This is a genomic window from Actinocorallia populi (assembly GCF_002995495.1).
GTDB lineage: Bacteria > Actinomycetota > Actinomycetes > Streptosporangiales > Streptosporangiaceae > Actinocorallia > Actinocorallia populi.
The window spans coordinates 138,993-153,611 of the sequence record NZ_PVZV01000013.1; the positions used below are offsets into that span (position 1 = coordinate 138,993).

Below are 14,619 nucleotides of genomic sequence, written 5' to 3' on the forward strand. Positions count from 1 at the left end.
GAGGCCGCTCACAGACTCTCCCGCAATCTCTCCCCCTTGGCTTTCGCCTGACGGTACAAATCTTGCTGGAACTCCAGCATCTTCGTGCTGAGTTCGGGATTTTCCGCGGCCAGGATACGCACGGCCAGCAGGCCGGCGTTGCGCGCGGCCCCCACGGCGACCGTGGCCACCGGTACCCCGGCGGGCATCTGGACGATCGACAACAACGAGTCCATGCCGTCCAGGTACTTGAGCGGGACCGGGACGCCGATCACCGGCAGGGGGGTGACGCTGGCCAGCATCCCGGGCAGGTGGGCGGCGCCCCCGGCGCCCGCGATGATCACCTTGAGCCCGCGTCCCGCCGCCGAGGAGCCGTACTCGATCATCTCGTGCGGCATGCGGTGCGCCGAGACCACGTCGGCCTCGAACTCCACGCCGAACTCCGCCAGCGCCTCGGCGGCGTCCTTCATCACCGGCCAGTCCGAATCGCTGCCCATGACCACGCCGACCTGCGGAGCCATCACTTCTCCCTCTCCTCGGGGTAGACCGAGCCCGGATCGCGCAGGTAGTCGACGGCGTGCGCCGCCCGCGCCCGCATGCGCTCCAGGTCCTCTCCGGTCACGTTCACATGGCCGATCTTGCGGCCGGGCCGTACGCCCTTGCCGTAGAAGTGGATCTTCGCGCCGGGGTCGTGCGCCATCACGTGCTCGTAGCGCGGGTAGAGGTCGGGGTCCTCGCCGCCGAGCAGGTTGCCCATGACCGTCCAGGCGGCGCTGGCGGCGGTGTCGCCCAGCGGCAGGTCGAGCACGGCCCGCAGGTGCTGCTCGAACTGGGAGGTGCGGCTGCCGTCCATGGTCCAGTGGCCGGAGTTGTGCGGCCGCATGGCCAGCTCGTTGACCACCACGCCGTCGGCGGTCTGGAACAGCTCGACCGCCAGCAGCCCCACCACGCCGAGCTCCTCGGCCAGCCGCAGGGCCAGCTCCTGGGCGTGCGCGGCGGTCTCGGGGTCCAGGTCGGCGGCGGGGGCGATCACCTCGACGCAGATGCCGTCCCGCTGGACGGTCTCCACCACCGGGTAGGCGGCGCCCTGGCCGTGCGGGGAGCGGGCGACCAGCGCCGCGAGCTCCCGCCGGAAGTCCACCCGCTCCTCGGCCATCAGCGGGGTGCCCGCCGCGAGCACCTCGGCGAGCACGGCGGCCGCCTCGTCCTCGGAGCCGACGACCCACACGCCCTTACCGTCGTAGCCGCCGCGGGTGGCCTTCAGCACGACCGGCCATCCGTGATTTCCGGCGAAGGCCGTGACATCGTCTTTGCCGTGGACCGGGGCGAACGCGGGGCAGGGAGCGCCCAGAGCGGACAACCGCTCGCGCATCACCAGCTTGTCCTGCGCGTGCAGCAGGGCGGCGGATCCGGGGTGGCAGACCACTCCGGCCTCCTCCAGCGCCCTGATGTGCTCGCCCGGCACGTGCTCGTGGTCCCAGGTGACCACGTCGCAGCCCTCGGCGAAGGCCAGCAGGTCCGCCAGGGACTCGTGCGAGCCCAGCCGCACGTCGGCGCAGACCATCGCCGCGGACTCGTCGGGGGCGCCGGCCAGCACGCGCAGCCGGACGCCCAGGGCGATCGCGGCCTGCTGGGTCATCCGGGCGAGCTGACCCCCGCCCACCATTCCGACAACAGGCATCTGACCAGGACTTCTCACAACGAGCAGCTTAGTGGGGGCGCACCATGATGTTTGACGGCACACCTACGATCATCGGGCACCGCGGTTGCGGATCGGGCCCGGCGGAGAACACGCTGGAGTCCCTGCTGAGGGCGGTGGACCTGGGGCTGGGCTGGGTGGAGGTCGATGTCCAGCGGGCCGCGGACGACGGTCTCGTGGTGCGGCACGACTTCACCTCCGAGGACGGTTCCTTCCTCGTCGACGGGCCCTGCGAGGGCCTGCTGCGGATCGAGGAGGTGTTCGAGGCGCTGCCCGATCACGTCGGCGTCGACGTGGACGTCAAGACGGTGCTGGAGGACGCGCTGGACCCGCGCACCGCCCCCCTGCTGGAGCGGGTGCTGCGCAGGGAGGCGCGCCGCAGGCCGCTGGTGGTCACCTCGTTCGACCCGGCGCTGCTGCTGGCCCTGGCCGGGACGGGCGTCCCGCGCGGCCTGCTGACCTGGCTGTGGTTCCCCATCGGCCACGCCGTGGCCACCGCCGCGGGACTGGGCCTGCAGGCGGTGGCCCTGCACACCGGGTCCTGCGAGCCCAGCCCCAAGCAGCGCCCGTTCGCCGACTGCCTGGAGGTGGCGCACAAGGCGGGCCTGGAGGTCATGGTCTGGTGCCCGCAGCCCGGTGACCTGCCGAAGTACCGGGCCGCCGACGCGGTGATCGTCGACGACGTCCCGGCCACGCTCACCGCGTGGGAGGAGATGGCGGCCGGGACGGGCTGAACCGCCGCCTACTTGAGGATCTGGCGGGCCATGACGACGCGCTGGATCTGGTTGGTGCCCTCGTAGATCTGGCAGATCTTGGCGTCGCGCATCATGCGCTCGACCGGGAAGTCCTGGGTGTAGCCGTAGCCGCCGAGCAGCTGGACGGCGTCGGTGGTGACGTCCATCGCCACGTCGGAGGCCAGGCACTTGCAGGCGGAGGAGACGAAGGTCAGGTCCGGGATCTCCTCGCCGTGGAAGGCGCGCTCGGACTTGATCGCCGCGTGGTAGGTCAGCTGGCGGGCGCCCTCCAGGCGCATCGCCATGTCGGCGAGCATGAACTGCACGCCCTGGAAGTCGCTGATCGGCTTGCCGAACTGCCTGCGCTCCTTGACGTAGCCGATGGCGTAGTCCAGGGCGCCCTGGGCGATGCCGAGGGCCTGGGCCGCGATGGTGATGCGGGTGTGGTCCAGGGTGGCCAGGGCGGTCTTGAAGCCGGTGCCCTCGGCGCCGATGATCCGGTCGGCCGGGATGCGCACGTCCTCCAGGATCACCTGGCGGGTGGGGGAGCCCTTGATGCCGAGCTTGCGCTCCTTGGGCCCGAAGGAGACGCCCGCGTCGGACTTCTCCACCACGAACGCCGAGATGCCGCGGGCGCCCTTGTCGGGGTCGGTCACGGCCATCACGGTGTAGTACTCCGACACGCCCGCGTTGGTGATCCACATCTTGGTGCCGTTGAGCACCCAGTGGTCGCCGTCGCGTACCGCGCGGGTCTTCATGCCCGCGGCGTCGGACCCGGCTTCGGGCTCCGAGAGCGCGTAGGAGAACATGGCCTCACCACGTGCCACCGGCGCCAGGTACTTCTTCTTGAGTTCCTCGCCGCCGGACAACAGAACAGGAACGGTGCCGAGCTTGTTCACCGCGGGGATGAGCGAGGAGGACGCGCAGGCGCGCGCCACCTCCTCGATCACGATCACGGTGGCCAGCGCGTCGGCCCCGTTGCCTCCGTAGGCTTCGGGGATGTGGACGGCGTGCAGGTCGTTCTGCACGAGCGCGTCCAGGGCCTCCTGCGGGAAACGCGCCTGGTCGTCGACCTCGGCGGCATGCGGCGCGATCTTGGTGTCGGCGAGTTCGCGGATCGTCCGCCGGAGCAGCTCGTGCTCCTGTGACGGAGCGTAGGCGGGAAAGTCAGAGCTCATGCCAGGCATGCTACCCGCCAGTAGGAAAAGGGAGGTTTGCGGTGGTGAGACGGCTGACGGTCATCGGGACCGGCTACCTGGGCGCTACCCACGCGGCATGCATGGCCGAGCTCGGCTTCGAGGTCCTCGGCATCGACGTCCTGCCCGACAGGATCGAACGGCTGTCCGCCGGAGACCTCCCCTTCTACGAGCCCGGCCTGCCGGAGGTGCTGCGCCGCAACCTGGAGAACGGCCGCCTGCGCTTCACCACCTCCTACGAGGAGATCGCCGAGTTCGGCGACGTGCACTTCGTGTGCGTGGGCACCCCGCAGAAAGCCGGCGAGTACGCCGCCGACGTCTCCCACGTCGACGCCGCGATCACCGCGCTCGCCCCGCTGCTGACCCGGGAGGCCCTGGTCGTCGGCAAGTCCACGGTCCCCGTCGGCACCGCCTCCCGGGTCGCGGACCTGCTGGCGCGGCTGGCCCCCGCACCCGGGGTGGAACTGGCCTGGAACCCCGAGTTCCTGCGCGAGGGCTACGCCGTCCAGGACACCCTGCGCCCCGACCGGCTGGTGATCGGCGTGCGGTCCGAGCGCGCCGAGCGCGTCCTGCGCGAGGTCTACGCCCGCCAGCTCGCCGACGGCGTCCCGCTGGTGGTCACCGACTTCGCCACCTCGGAGCTGGTCAAGGTCTCGGCGAACGCCTTCCTGGCCACCAAGATCTCCTTCATCAACGCCATGGCCGAGGTCTGCGAGGCCACCGGCGCCGACGTCACCAAGCTCTCGCAGGCGCTGGCCCACGACGACCGCATCGGCGGCAGGTTCCTCGGCCCCGGCCTCGGCTTCGGCGGCGGCTGCCTGCCCAAGGACATCCGGGCGTTCATGGCCCGCGCCGGCGAGCTCGGCGTCGACCAGGCGCTGTCGTTCCTGCGCGAGGTCGACGCCATCAACATCCGCCGGCGGATGCGCATGATCGACCTGGCCCGCGACCTGCTCGGCGGATCGTTCCAGGGCCGCAGGGTCTGCGTGCTGGGCGCCGCGTTCAAGCCGAACTCCGACGACGTGCGCGACTCGCCCGCCCTCGACGTCGCCGTCGGGATCCGCGACCAGGGCGGCGACGTCACCGTCTACGACCCGCAGGCCCTGGACAACGCCCGCAAGGCCCAGCCGTCCCTCGGCTTCGGGGAGTCGGCCCTGGAGGCCGCGGCCCGGGCCGACGTCGTCCTGCTGCTCACCGAGTGGCGGGAGTTCCGCGACCTCGACCCCCGGGTGCTGGGCGCCCGGGTGCGGACGCGCAACATCGTGGACGGCAGGAACACCCTGGACCCCGAACGCTGGCGCGCCGCCGGCTGGACCTACAAGGCGCTGGGCCGCCCCTGACGCGGGGCGCTCACCGGTCCTTGGTGAGACCCAGGCCGGGCGGGCTGGTCAGGAAGCCCAGGCCCCAGGAGATGTGCATGGTCGCGTAGACGAACGGCAGGCAGAGCCTGGCCTTCCAGGGCAGCTCCTCGCCGGTCAGCAGGGTGCCGCCCACCGGGATCGCCAGGAAGTAGCCGACCGGCAGGATCCAGCCCGGCCAGAAGCCCGCCAGCCCGGCGACGGTGCCCACCAGGATCCCGGCGACCGCCAGCGGCGGGGCCAGGTAGCGCAGGTTCAGCGTGCCCTGGTGCTCGCGGCCCACCACCCGCCGCCAGCGGCCGGTGTAGAAGAACTGCTTGGCCAGCTGCTTGAGGTCGGGCCGGGGCCGGTAGGTGACCCGCATCGCCGGGGTGAACCAGATCCGTCCGCCGGTCTGGCGGATCCGGTGGTTCATCTCCCAGTCCTGGGCCCGCACGAACGTCTCGTCGTAGCCGCCGACCCGCTCCAGCGCGCTGCGCCGGAACGTGCCCAGGTAGACCGTCTCCACCTCGCCGGCCTCGCCGCCGGTGTGGAAGCGGGCGTTGCCGACGCCGAACTTCGACGTCATCGCCCGCGCCACCGCCTTCTCGAACGGGGTGACGCCCTCGGCCGCCATCAGCCCGCCCACGTTGTCGGCGCCGTGGGCCTCCATGGTCTGCACCGCGACCCGGATGTAGTCGGCGGGCAGCAGGGAGTGCCCGTCCACCCGGACGATGATGGAGTACTGGGACGCCTTGATCGCGATGTTCAGCCCGTTGGGGGTGCGCCCCGTGGGGTTGCGCGCGAGGATGACCCGCGGATCGCGCTCGGCCAGGCGGCGGGCGATCTGCTCGGTCCGGTCCTTGGACGGGCCGAGGGCGAGCACGAGTTCGAGCTCACCCGGGTAGTCCTGCGCCATGATGCGGTTCACCGCGTCCTCGAGGTGGCGTTCCTCGTTGAGAACGGGCATGACGACGGATACGGCCGGCCAGGTGGTGCGCGGCTCGCCGTCAGCGTGGAGAGACTGATTCATGACGGCGCCACGGTAACGTATCCAGCCAGGTCCGCAGGCCACGATCGGAGGGATTTCCGTCCGTCGGGGTGGAGCGAAGGGGGCTGGACATGGCCGGGGACGACGACCCGATCGAGCAGTACTTCCGCCCCAGACCTGCGGGGGCGGAGGGTCCGGGAGGGCCCGTGGCCGACGACAGCGGCAGCTGGGACGCCGTCGCCGTCGACAGCGAACGCGCGCCGAAGGTGAAGCTCGACCCGCCGCGCGGCCGCCGCAGGGCGGGCGGCCCAGGCTCGGCCCGCGAGGCCGTGCGCCGCCGCCGCAACCTGCTGGCGACCGCCTCCGTCTCCGCCGTGGTGCTGTTCGCCTCCGGCACCGCCTGGGGCTTCCAGGAGTTCCTCAAGGACAAGATCCAGACCATCGACATCGAGCTGCCCCAGGGCTCCGGGCCGCGCGGCGCGATGAACATCCTGCTCGCCGGGGTGGACAAGCGCGACGGCATGAGCGAGGCGGACATCAAGCGGCTGCACCTGGGCCGCGAGGCCGGGGCGCGCTCGGACACGATGATGCTGATGCACGTCTCCGAGGACCGCGACAAGGTGACGGTGGTCAGCCTCCCGCGCGACACCCTGGTGACCATCCCCGCCCACAAGAGCACCCAGGGGCGCCGGGTCGCCTCCCAGCAGGGCAAGCTCACCTGGGCGTACTCCTACGGCGGCGCCCAGCTGATGAAGGACACCGTCGAGGCGCACACCGGGCTGGTCATCGACCACTACGTCGAGGTCAACTTCCTGGGCTTCCTCAAGGTCGTCGACGCCGTCGGCGGGGTGGAGGTCTGCACCGAGCAGCCCATCGACGACCGCGCCAGCGGCCTGAAGCTCAGTCCCGGCAAGCACCACGTGGACGGCGCGACCGCGCTGGCCTACGCCCGGGTCCGGCACGGCCTCGGCGAGGACATCGGGCGCATGCAGCGCCAGCAGGCGTTCGTCTCGTCCCTGCTGCGCCAGTCGCTGGCCAAGGTCAAGGACCCGGTGCGGGGCACCAGGGTGCTGTCCGCGATGCTGGGGGCCGTCCGGGTGGACGAGGGCCTGAAGAAGCACTCCACCGAGCTTGCCGACCAGTTCAAGGACCTGTCGCTGGACGACGTGAAGTTCGTGAAGGTGCCGCTGAAGGACCCGGCGGGCACCGCGCTGCTCGGCGGGATCAACCAGTCCGTGGTCCTGTGGGACGAGGGCGAGGCCCGCAGCATGTTCCGCAAGATCGACCGGGACGAGCCGCTGGTGGAGCCGAAGCCCGCACCGGCCGCCACCGAGAAGCCGCTGACCGTCCCGCCGGAGCAGATCGACGTCCGGGTGCGCAACGGCACCGGCGTCACCGGCGTGGCCAAGAAGGCCAGCGCCGGGCTGACCGCCGCCGGCTTCCGCGCCCCCTGGGTGACCGGCGTCGTGCAGCGCCGCGACATCAAGCCCACGCTCATCCGCTACGGCCCGTCCCGCGCCGACTCGGCCCGCACCCTCGCGGCGTCGATCCCGTTCGCCGAGCTGCAGAAGGTCGACGCGCTGGGAAGCGGGATCGAGGTCGTGGTGGGCAGCGACTGGGCCAGGCCGAAGAAGGTCGAGACCGCCGCCGAGGCCAAGGAGCCCGACTACGAGACCAGGACCGCTACGCAGAACCTGTGCGGGTAGCCGCCAGGTGCTCGGCCAGCACCAGGTCGAGGGGGTGGGTGACCTTGAGCAGCCGCTCGTCGCCCGCCACCACCCGGATGGGCACCTGCGGCAGGTAGCGGTGCACCACGCCGCAGTCGTCGGTGGCGACGAACTCCGGGTCCTTCAGCGCCAGCTCGTAGGCCGCGCGCAGGGTGCCGAGCCGGAACCCCTGGGGGGTCTGGAACCGCGCCAGGCTCGGCCGCGGCGGCATGTCGCGGACCAGCTCCCCCGAGACGGACACCACGGTGTCGGTGACGGGCAGCGCCACCGCGACGGACTCGTGGGTCCGCAGCCCCGCCAGGCAGCGGTCCAGCACGTCGTGCTCGACGAACGCGCGGGCGGCGTCGTGGAACAGGACGCGCGCGTCGTCCGGCTCGCCGCCCATCGCCTCCATCGCCCGGAGCGTGGAGGCGGTGCGGGTCTCGCCGCCCTCGACGACCTCCACCCGGCCGCCGTACGGGGCGGCGATCTCCTCGGCCGCCGCCACGTGGCCCGGCGCCATGATGAGGACGACCCGGTCCAGAAGCCGCGATGTCGCGAAGGTCTCCACCGGGTAGGCCAGCAGCGGACGCCCGCCGACCTCGATCAACTGCTTCGGCCGGCCCGCGCCGACCCGCAGGCCGACGCCCCCGGCGAGGATCACACCGGCTGTTTTCACCTGGTACTCCTCCGTTCCCCGTCCGTACACCCACTAGGCTGAGGGCTTTGATCTGACCTGCTGTGTTGGAGGCCGCGAGTGACGTTCGTGGTGCTGGCCACCGAGCCAGGCGACCCGACAGCCGAGCTCGCGTATGACGACCGGGTGACCGTGCTCGGCCGGCTGCTGGAGCAGCTGGCGGCACACAACGTATCGGACGTGCGCGTCGTCGCCCGGCCCGAGGCGGCCTCGGTGCTGCGCAAGAACGGCCGCAAAGTGATCGAGTCGCCGGACCTGGCGACCGACCTGTTCGAGATCGGGAAACTGGCGCGCGCGGCGGGGGAGGTCTACCTCGCGCACGCCGACCTGGTGATCAGCGAAGAGCTGCTGATCCGCCTGCTGCGCGACAAGACCACCACGGCGGTCACCGCCAAGCAGCCGGTGACCGGCACCCGGCCGGCCGTCCGCATCGCCCGCCGGCGGGTGGTCTCGGCCGGCTCGCCCTTCCACCAGGTCACCGACCCGGGCGGGGTGTTCCGCGGCGCGCTCAAGGTCGTCGACACCCGCCTGCTCGCCGAGCTGTGCGACCGGCTGACCATGCTGGTGGACCTGCTGCCGAAGGTGGACGTGCCGGTCCGCCAGCTCGGCCGCCGCTCCGCCGACGGGCTCGAGGTGTTCGTCGACAACGAGGCGCGCGACGAGTTCGACCGCGCCGTCGCGCAGGACCCCGTGCTGGCCGCCACCGCCCCGCGCGGCGACGACGCCGCGGGCCTCCTGCTGGTCGCCCTGGCCCGCGCGGGGACGCCGGTCGCCGCCCGCAACGTCGACGTCCTGGTCTGCGAGCGCGTCCTCGCCCCCGAGCAGGCCGCGGCCGCCCGCCGGGCCGTCGAGGCCGTCGACGAGGACCGGGTCAGGCTGGACACGGCGGTGAAGTCCAACGACGGCTTCTTCACCACGTACTTCGTCAGCAGCTACTCCAAGTACCTCGCCCGCTGGGCGGCGCGGATGCGGCTCACCCCCAACATGGTGACCTGCATCTCCATGGCGATCGCCGCGGTCGCCGCCCTGTGGTTCGCCGACGGCACCCGCACGGGCCTGGTCACCGGCGGGATCCTGCTGTACTTCGCCTTCGTCTTCGACTGCGTGGACGGCCAGGTCGCCCGCTACACCCGCCAGTTCTCCACGCTGGGCGCCTGGCTGGACGCCACCTTCGACCGGGCCAAGGAGTACCTGGCCTACGCCGGCCTGGCCGTCGGCTACAGCGCCGCGGGCCTCGGCGACGTCTGGGGCCTGGCCTGCGCCGTGATCATCCTGCAGACCTGCCGCCACATGGTCGACTTCAGCTTCGCCGTCCACAAGGGCGCGGCGCCGCCGGCGCCGATCAAGGAGCTCCCGCTGGACGTCCCCGACGACAGCCTGCTCGACCCGCCCGCACGGCAGCCCGCGCGCCGCGGCGGCCTGGGCATGCTGGCCGTGCGGGCGAGCGCCGCGCTGGAGCGCGTCCCCGGCGCCCGCTGGGCCAAGAAGATCATCATCCTGCCGATCGGCGAGCGCTTCGCCCTCATCGCCCTGACCGCGGCGTTCTTCGACGCCCGCGTCACGTTCCTGGCCCTGCTGGCCTGGGGCGGCCTCGCCGCCGCCTACACCCTCTCCGGCCGTGTTCTGAGGTCCCTGGCATGACCGTCGTCGACACCCAAGCGCGCGCCGCGGCGCGCACCGCGCAGCAGCTCGCCTACCGCGACGACGGGCCGGTCTCCCGAGCCCTCGGCGGCCTGGCCCGCGGGCGCCTGGCACCGCTGGCGCCGACCCTGGTCGTCGGCGCGCTGTCGGTCCTCATGCTGGTCGTGGGCGCCCGGACGGGCGATCTGCCGGCGCTGCTGGCGCCCGCCGTCCTGCTGACCCTGCTGGTCGGCCCCACCTCGGCGCACCCGCACGGCGGCAGGCTCGACTGGCTCGTCCCCCCGGCGATCAGGGGCATCGAGTATGGTTACCTCGCTGTGCTCGGGTTCAGCCAGGGGGTCTCGCGCCCGCTGGTCTACACGCTGCTCGCGGTGCTGGTCTACCACCACTACGACACCGTCTACCGGACCCGCCAGGGACTGTGGCCGCCCGACTGGGTGTACCGGGCCGGACTCGGCTGGGACGGCCGGATGCTGGTCGCCGCGGGAGCCGCGGCGGCCGGGTTCGCCACCCCCGCCTACGCCGTCCTCGCGCTTTATCTGGGCGTGCTGTTCGGGTGGGAGAGTGTCCGCACCTGGCTGGAGACGGAGCGCGGCAGCACAGGTGCCGAAGTTGATCTTGAAGAGGAGGCCGGCGCATGATCGGCATGATTCTGGCGGCCGGCGCGGGACGCCGACTCCGCCCGTACACCGACACCCTGCCCAAGGCGCTGGTGCCGGTCGATGGTGAGACCACCATCATGGACATCTCGCTGCGCAACCTCGCCGCGGCGGGGCTGGACGAGGTCGTCATCGTCGTGGGCTACTGCGCGGGCGCCGTCGAGGAGCGCAAGGCGGCCCTGGAGGAGAAGTACGGCGTGCGCATCACGCTCGTGCACAACGACAAGGCCGAGGAGTGGAACAACGCCTACTCCATGTGGCTGGCCCGCGAGCACTTCGCCAAGGGCGTCCTCATGGTGAACGGCGACACGGTCCACCCGGTCTCCGTCGAGAAGACGCTGCTGGCGGCCCGCGACCCCGAGAAGGCCTCCATCCTCCTGGCGGTCGACGACGTCAAGAAGCTCGCCGACGAGGAGATGAAGGTGATCCTCTCGCCCGAGGGCACCCTCCAGCGCATCACCAAGCTCATGGACCCGTCCGAGGCCGCCGGCGAGTACATCGGCGCGACCCTGCTGGAGCCGGCCGCCGCCGAGGCGCTGGCCGACGCGCTCCGGGCCACCTTCGAGAAGGACCCCGACCTCTACTACGAGGACGGCTACCAGGAGTACGTCAACCGGGGCGGCACCATCGCCGTCGCGCCCATCGGCGAGGTCTCCTGGGTCGAAGTGGACAACCACGACGACCTCGAGAAGGCCAGGGAGATCGCGTGCCGCTACTGACGCGGATGCTGACCGCGCCGCTGTCGATCGACGTGCGGCGCGGCGCGATCGCGTCCCTCGGCGAGCTGCTGGCCGACCGGCGGATCGCCACCGAGGGACGCGTGGCCGTCGCGGTCGGTCCCGGCCAGGGCGACGTCATCGCCGAGCACGTGCGGCCCACGCTCGCCGAGTGCGAGGTCTTCCGGGTGCCGGGCGGCACCGTCGACGCCGCCGTCGAGCTGGGCGGCCGGCTGCGCGGCGGCTCCTACGAGGCGGTCGTCGCGATCGGCGGCGGCAAGACCATCGACGCCACCAAGTACGCCGCGACCCTCGCGGGCATCCCGATGGTGTCGGTCGCCACGAACCTGTCGCACGACGGCATCTGCTCCCCGGTCGCCTCCCTGGAGCACGACAAGGGCAAGGGCTCCTTCGGCGTCGTCATGCCGATCGCCATGATCGTCGACCTGGACTACGTGCGGGCCGCCCCCGAGGGCCTGGTGCGCTCGGGCGTCGGCGACGTCGTCAGCAACCTGTCGGCGGTCGCCGACTGGGAGCTGGCGCACGCCGAGACCGGCGAGCCCATCGACCGGCTCGCGCTGACCGTCGCGCGCACCGCCGCCGAGGCGCTGATCCACCAGCCCGCCTCGATCGAGTCCGACGCCTTCCTGACCGTGCTGGCCGAGGGCCTGGTGCTCTCGGGCATGGCGATGTCGTTCGCGGGCTCCTCCCAGCCGGCCAGCGGCGGCGACCACGAGATCCTGCACGCGATCGACCGGCTCTTCCCCGGCACCGGCAACCACGGCGAGCTCGCCGGGCTCGGCGCCCTGTTCTGCCACTTCCTGCGCCGGGAGTACCTCGGCGAGGAGCCGCGGCGGGCGCAGATCGTCGCGGACTGCCTGAGCCGGCACCGGCTGCCGCTCGTCCCCGGGGACGTCGGCCTCAACGCCGAGCAGTTCGCCCAGGCCGTCGCCTTCGCGCCCTCCACCCGGCCGGGCCGCTACACCGTCCTGGAGTACCTCAACCTGGACGAGGCGAAGATCCGCACCGCGGTGGGCAAGTACCTACAGGAGTTCGGTAGCTGAGATGCCCCCCAGGAACTACAGCCTCAAGGAGATCCGGGAGAAGGGCCAGCCCCCCGGCCTGAAGGACCGCCGCAACGAGGAGCACTGGGCCGGACGGCTCTACGCCCGCTCGTTGTCGCCGTTCCTGACCTGGATCTCGCTGCGGGCCGGGCTCTCGCCCAACCAGCTGACCTACCTGATGATCCTCTCCGGGCTCGGCGCCGGCGTGGTGTTCGCCTGGGGCACCGGCCTGGTCAGCGCGATCGTCGGCGCGCTCCTCGTCCAGCTCTACCTGGTGCTGGACTGCACGGACGGCGAGGTCGCCCGGGTCACCGGCCGCACCTCCATCACCGGCGTCTACCTGGACCGGCTCGGCCACTACTTCTCCGAGGTCGCCGTCGTCATCGGCCTCGGCTTCCGCGCGGAGAAGCAGTTCGACCTCCCCTGGGGCCAGGGCGGCTGGATCATGCTCGGCCTGCTCGGCGCGCTCGGCGTGGCGCTGATCAAGGCCGAGACCGACAACGTCGTGGTGGCCCGCGCCAAGTCGGGGCTGCCCGCCGACCCGCCCGGGGGAGACCGCGCGCTGCGGCCCACCTCGACCTGGCTGGCGCTGGCCCGACAGGCGGCGTCCCTGCTGAAGTTCCACCGCATCATCGGCGCCGTCGAACTGTCGCTGCTGATCCTCGCGGCCGCGGTGCTGGACCGCGTGTTCGACCTGCCCGTTCCCGCGGGTGAGGGGAATTTCGGGTGGTTCTCCTACTCGCCGCTCGACGAGGCGGCGTTCAAGCCAGGACTCGGGGGTTACTTCGGGTCGCCGGTCGAATGGTCGGTGACGAGGGGACTGCTGGTGGCCGTCGCGGCCGTCGCCGTTCTGCAGACGGTTCTGCACTTCGTGAGCATCGTCGCCTCGCGGCGGCTGAAGTAGAAGAGGTTTTCGTGAAGCTCTCGGTCGTGGTCCTGACGATGGGGAACCGCCCGGTCGAGCTGGACCGTGCGCTGCGCAGCGCGCTGAACCAGAAGGACGTGGACGTCGAGGTCGTCATCGTCGGCAACGGCGTGCGCGGCGACTGGACTCCGCCGGTGGAGGACGCTCGCATCCGGACGCTGCTGCTGCCCGAGAACATCGGCGTCCCCGCCGGACGCAACCGGGGCGTGCAGGAGACGACCGGCGACATCGTGATCTTCCTGGACGACGACGGGCACTACCCGTCGCTGGAACTGGGCAAGCGGCTCCAGTCGATGTTCGAGGCGGACCCGGGGCTCGGCATCGTGTCCTTCCAGATCAAGGACCCGGACGGCGGCCCCGGCCAGCGCCGCCACGTGCCGCGGCTGCGCGCGGGCGACCCCGGCAGGTCCTCGCCCGCCACGACGTTCCTCGGCGGGGCGAGCGCGGTCCGCCGCGCGGCCTTCGACGCGGGCGGCGGCCTGCCGGAGAACTTCTTCTTCGCCCATGAGGAGACCGACCTCGCCTGGCAGGTGCTGAACGCCGGCTACCGCATCGTCTACGACGCGGAGTCCGTGATGTGCCACCCGCCGACCCTGGCGACGAGGCACGCGTCCTTCTACCGGTACAACGCGCGCAACCGGGTGTGGCTGGCCAAGCGGAACCTGCCCTGGCCGATCGCGGTGGTTTACCTCGCCGACTGGGTGGGCATCACGGTCCTACGCGAACGTAAGATGGACGCTCTGAAGCCCTGGTTCAAGGGCTTCGTTGAAGGTTGCCGTAACGACGCGGGGCCACGTCGGCCCATCAGCTGGCGGACGGCCTGGCGGATGACCCGTACCGGGCGCCCGCCGATCGTCTGAGAGCGGTCTTCCGGTTTGGTTTGACTCGCATCGGGGGAGAGCGTAGAGTTCTCTCTTGTGCCCAACCGGGGCGCGGGACGCCTGAGCGGTCTGAGATCGCGGCGGCCGGCCGGTGGGCGAAAAGCCAGGAAAAACAGAGGTATGCTACTGCATTACCTTTTTTGGAATGGCAGGCGGAAACAAACCGAATTGACAGTCGGCGAGGATCTGCTAAATTAGAAACATCGCAGCGAGGGAAACGCCGAAAGGCGCAGAACGAACTGCGAGGGTCCCACTCCAGGGAAATCCGGTCGAAAGAACGGATTTGACAGGGAAGAAAGACCTGATAAGTTGAACGAGTTGCTCCGGAGGAAGCCCGCGAGGGTGGACGAAAGAGCGAGTCCGTTTCTTGAGAACTCAACAGCGTGCTAAAAGT

At 71.3% G+C, this 14,619-nt stretch carries 14 protein-coding genes; 9 read left to right on the forward strand and 5 right to left on the reverse strand.

Annotated features, from left to right (window positions below):
* Positions 1–8: 8 nt before the first annotated feature.
* Entirely contained in the window at positions 9–500 is a 492-nt protein-coding gene (gene purE / locus C2865_RS37460; RefSeq protein WP_106403514.1) for a 5-(carboxyamino)imidazole ribonucleotide mutase, read from the reverse strand.
* Positions 500–1,660 carry a 5-(carboxyamino)imidazole ribonucleotide synthase gene (locus tag C2865_RS37465; protein WP_106403515.1) on the reverse strand — a complete coding sequence of 387 codons (1,161 nt, stop codon included), beginning with the start codon at positions 1,658–1,660 and terminating at the stop codon, positions 500–502. Before C2865_RS37465 ends, purE begins: the two co-directional genes overlap by 1 nt.
* A 44-nt stretch (positions 1,661–1,704) precedes the next feature.
* Here C2865_RS37465 and C2865_RS37470 point away from each other — a divergent pair, with 44 nt between their 5' ends.
* Positions 1,705–2,412 carry a glycerophosphodiester phosphodiesterase gene (locus tag C2865_RS37470; protein WP_106403516.1) on the forward strand — a complete coding sequence of 236 codons (708 nt, stop codon included), beginning with the start codon at positions 1,705–1,707 and terminating at the stop codon, positions 2,410–2,412.
* Positions 2,413–2,420: 8 nt separating this feature from the next.
* On the opposite strand, the gene C2865_RS37475 is transcribed toward C2865_RS37470, so the two are convergent.
* A complete protein-coding gene (locus C2865_RS37475) occupies positions 2,421–3,590 on the reverse strand; it encodes an acyl-CoA dehydrogenase (protein WP_232836032.1) in 1,170 nt (389 codons plus the stop codon).
* Between the two features lie 41 nt (positions 3,591–3,631).
* Between C2865_RS37475 and C2865_RS37480 the strand changes: the two genes are divergently transcribed.
* Entirely contained in the window at positions 3,632–4,948 is a 1,317-nt protein-coding gene (locus tag C2865_RS37480; RefSeq protein WP_106403518.1) for a UDP-glucose dehydrogenase family protein, read from the forward strand.
* A 10-nt stretch (positions 4,949–4,958) separates the two neighbouring features.
* On the opposite strand, the gene C2865_RS37485 is transcribed toward C2865_RS37480, so the two are convergent.
* Positions 4,959–5,978 (reverse strand): glycosyltransferase family 2 protein, encoded by a 1,020-nt coding sequence (locus C2865_RS37485; protein WP_106403519.1) that lies wholly within the window; start codon positions 5,976–5,978, stop codon positions 4,959–4,961.
* Between the two features lie 89 nt (positions 5,979–6,067).
* On the opposite strand from C2865_RS37485, the gene C2865_RS37490 reads away from it, so the two are divergent.
* Positions 6,068–7,642, forward strand: coding sequence for an LCP family protein (locus C2865_RS37490; RefSeq protein WP_106403520.1), 1,575 nt, complete (start codon positions 6,068–6,070; stop codon positions 7,640–7,642).
* Here the strand turns inward: C2865_RS37490 and C2865_RS37495 are convergent.
* Positions 7,620–8,321 (reverse strand): IspD/TarI family cytidylyltransferase, encoded by a 702-nt coding sequence (locus C2865_RS37495; RefSeq protein WP_106403521.1) that lies wholly within the window; start codon positions 8,319–8,321, stop codon positions 7,620–7,622. The two genes, C2865_RS37490 and C2865_RS37495, sit on opposite strands and share 23 nt — an antisense overlap.
* A gap of 78 nt (positions 8,322–8,399) precedes the next feature.
* Between C2865_RS37495 and C2865_RS41685 the strand changes: the two genes are divergently transcribed.
* From C2865_RS41685 to C2865_RS37525, 6 genes are read left to right on the forward strand one after another with little or no spacing between them, the layout of a single operon-like run.
* Positions 8,400–9,980, forward strand: a complete 1,581-nt coding sequence (locus C2865_RS41685) for a CDP-alcohol phosphatidyltransferase family protein (protein WP_106403522.1) — start codon at positions 8,400–8,402, stop codon at positions 9,978–9,980.
* Positions 9,977–10,621 carry a DUF5941 domain-containing protein gene (locus tag C2865_RS41690; RefSeq protein WP_106403523.1) on the forward strand — a complete coding sequence of 215 codons (645 nt, stop codon included), beginning with the start codon at positions 9,977–9,979 and terminating at the stop codon, positions 10,619–10,621. The genes C2865_RS41685 and C2865_RS41690 overlap by 4 nt, the downstream gene beginning before the upstream one ends.
* Positions 10,618–11,358, forward strand: a complete 741-nt coding sequence (locus tag C2865_RS37510; protein WP_106403524.1) for a phosphocholine cytidylyltransferase family protein — start codon at positions 10,618–10,620, stop codon at positions 11,356–11,358. Before C2865_RS41690 ends, C2865_RS37510 begins: the two co-directional genes overlap by 4 nt.
* 5 nt (positions 11,359–11,363) lie before the next feature.
* On the forward strand, positions 11,364–12,419 hold the full coding sequence (locus tag C2865_RS37515) for an iron-containing alcohol dehydrogenase family protein (RefSeq protein WP_106403525.1): 1,056 nt from the start codon (positions 11,364–11,366) through the stop codon (positions 12,417–12,419).
* Position 12,420: 1 nt separating this feature from the next.
* On the forward strand, positions 12,421–13,323 hold the full coding sequence (locus C2865_RS37520; RefSeq protein ID WP_106403526.1) for a CDP-alcohol phosphatidyltransferase family protein: 903 nt from the start codon (positions 12,421–12,423) through the stop codon (positions 13,321–13,323).
* Positions 13,324–13,334: 11 nt separating this feature from the next.
* On the forward strand, positions 13,335–14,204 hold the full coding sequence (locus tag C2865_RS37525; RefSeq protein ID WP_106403527.1) for a glycosyltransferase family 2 protein: 870 nt from the start codon (positions 13,335–13,337) through the stop codon (positions 14,202–14,204).
* Positions 14,205–14,619 lie beyond the last annotated feature (415 nt).

What these genes read in the sequence shown, in the direction of transcription:
- C2865_RS37490 (WP_106403520.1), top strand. Translation starts at nt 6,068, where the DNA reads ATGGCCGGGGACGACGACCCGATCGAGCAGTACTTCCGCCCCAGACCT.
- purE (WP_106403514.1), bottom strand. Translation starts at nt 500, where the DNA reads ATGGCTCCGCAGGTCGGCGTGGTCATGGGCAGCGATTCGGACTGGCCG.
- C2865_RS37485 (WP_106403519.1), bottom strand. Translation starts at nt 5,978, where the DNA reads ATGAATCAGTCTCTCCACGCTGACGGCGAGCCGCGCACCACCTGGCCG.
- C2865_RS37520 (WP_106403526.1), top strand. Translation starts at nt 12,421, where the DNA reads ATGCCCCCCAGGAACTACAGCCTCAAGGAGATCCGGGAGAAGGGCCAG.
- C2865_RS37465 (WP_106403515.1), bottom strand. Translation starts at nt 1,660, where the DNA reads ATGCCTGTTGTCGGAATGGTGGGCGGGGGTCAGCTCGCCCGGATGACC.
- C2865_RS37510 (WP_106403524.1), top strand. Translation starts at nt 10,618, where the DNA reads ATGATCGGCATGATTCTGGCGGCCGGCGCGGGACGCCGACTCCGCCCG.
- C2865_RS37475 (WP_232836032.1), bottom strand. Translation starts at nt 3,590, where the DNA reads ATGAGCTCTGACTTTCCCGCCTACGCTCCGTCACAGGAGCACGAGCTG.
- C2865_RS37470 (WP_106403516.1), top strand. Translation starts at nt 1,705, where the DNA reads ATGATGTTTGACGGCACACCTACGATCATCGGGCACCGCGGTTGCGGA.
- C2865_RS37515 (WP_106403525.1), top strand. Translation starts at nt 11,364, where the DNA reads ATGCTGACCGCGCCGCTGTCGATCGACGTGCGGCGCGGCGCGATCGCG.
- C2865_RS41690 (WP_106403523.1), top strand. Translation starts at nt 9,977, where the DNA reads ATGACCGTCGTCGACACCCAAGCGCGCGCCGCGGCGCGCACCGCGCAG.